Source organism: Gluconobacter sphaericus NBRC 12467 (genome assembly GCF_006539125.1).
Taxonomy (GTDB): Bacteria; Pseudomonadota; Alphaproteobacteria; order Acetobacterales; family Acetobacteraceae; genus Gluconobacter; species Gluconobacter sphaericus.
Map to the genome: position 1 here is coordinate 1 of NZ_BJMK01000082.1, position 1479 is coordinate 1479.

The window sequence follows — 1479 nt, forward strand, 5'->3', positions numbered from 1 at the left end:
TTAGCGTATCGCTTACACGTCTTAAAAAAACCGACACCCGTTACTTGGGCGGCCTTAAAATTACAATTTGGACCAGGCGTTGCCCGTATGGACCATTTCCGCACAGGCTTTTTAGATAATTTGGGACTGGCATTAGCAGTTTATCTTGCTGCGAAAGTTGATGTCGACCGAACAGGCGCAACCTTGTTTCCCTCCCCTCCCCCCAGTTAAGCCAAAAACACTCTCATAAAGATGGAATTACCATTGGTATACCGTTGACCTACCCAAGCAAGGCAGCTAAGAGGGGGCGTAATGTTCGCCTGCAAGCGGAATGACGGGTATACCGAAGGTCTTCCGTTTCCATGCAGTATACTATTTTGGAGAACCTTAATGCCAACTATCGTCTTCGCTTCTCCGAAAGGTGGAGCAGGGAAATCTACGACAGCTATTCTCTTGGCATCGGAGTTCGCACATAACGGTGCCTCCGTAACTCTAATTGACGCTGATCCAAATAAGCCGGTTGCTCGTTGGGCATCACTTCCTGGAAAACCGGAGACGTTAAAAGTGATTGAAGACGTCACCGAGCGGACTATCATAAAGACGATTGACCACGAGGCAGAAGAAAGTTCGTTTGTAATAGTAGATCTCGAAGGTACCGCGTCAAGAATGGTACCTTATGCAATGAGCCGTGCGGATCTTGTAATCATCCCTACGAGAGGTTCAGCCCTCGACGCTGTTGAAGCTGTTTCTGCTGTTAGAGAGGTCAGGCAGCAGGAAGAGGCATTTAGAATCAACATTCCCTGTGCCATTTTATTTACCTGCACAAGCGCAGCAATACGACCGAGGACTTTATCTGCTATTGAAGCGGAATTCCGGGAGAACGGCGTACCTGTGTTCTCGGTTCAAGTTCATGAGCGTGATGCATACAGGGCGATTTTTTCTTTCGGAGGTACTATTCGTACTCTCGATCCCAAAAATGCGCGCAATCTTCCAAGTGCCGCAGCGAATATCGAAGCCCTTGCTAGGGAAGTGATAGAATTACTATCCAGCGAACAGGACATAGATCGATGAAATCACGCACAAGCATCTTTTCGGATCCGCAAAAGGGTGGAGCTATGGATCTTTCCAAATTCAAGCCCGCACCGAAAAACAAAGATACAAGGCCCGCGCCTGAGGAGATTGACCGGATCTCGGAAGGATCCCGATTTGTCAGTAGAGAAAGTGTATCCGAGCCCGAAAACACCGCAGGCAAGGCTCAATCTAATCAAGGCATGAGGAAACCAAGAGCGTATCGAACTGGACGACATCGCGTAGTGAGTGTGAAGACTACAAATGAACACGCAGAACGGTTTTATGAGCTCGCAGACAAATTAGGTTTAAAAGTTGCGGAGACGTTTGAGTTAGCTATAGCGGCACTGGAGCGTGACAATCGTCCATGATCAAATGAGAATGCCCGTAACGGAGTGTTCAAATAGGGAAATTCCCTTTTTCTACCCTATT

2 protein-coding genes and 1 pseudogene are annotated in these 1479 nt (G+C 47.7%); all 3 read left to right on the forward strand.

Annotated elements, in window-relative coordinates; genetic code table 11:
- Window positions 1–210, forward strand: a pseudogene (locus GSP01_RS14995) (replication protein RepA); the annotation flags it as partial.
- Between the two features lie 159 nt (window positions 211–369).
- On the forward strand, window positions 370–1050 hold the full coding sequence (locus tag GSP01_RS14575) for a ParA family protein (protein WP_141354683.1): 681 nt from the start codon (window positions 370–372) through the stop codon (window positions 1048–1050).
- Complete coding sequence (locus GSP01_RS14580) at window positions 1047–1418, forward strand: hypothetical protein (RefSeq protein ID WP_141354685.1); 372 nt, start codon at window positions 1047–1049, stop codon at window positions 1416–1418. The genes GSP01_RS14575 and GSP01_RS14580 overlap by 4 nt, the downstream gene beginning before the upstream one ends.
- The last annotated feature ends 61 nt before the right edge of the window (window positions 1419–1479 follow it).

Bases quoted from the DNA above. Each gene is read 5' to 3' on its own strand.
- GSP01_RS14575 (WP_141354683.1), top strand. From the start codon at position 370: ATGCCAACTATCGTCTTCGCTTCTCCGAAAGGTGGAGCAGGGAAATCT.
- GSP01_RS14580 (WP_141354685.1), top strand. From the start codon at position 1,047: ATGAAATCACGCACAAGCATCTTTTCGGATCCGCAAAAGGGTGGAGCT.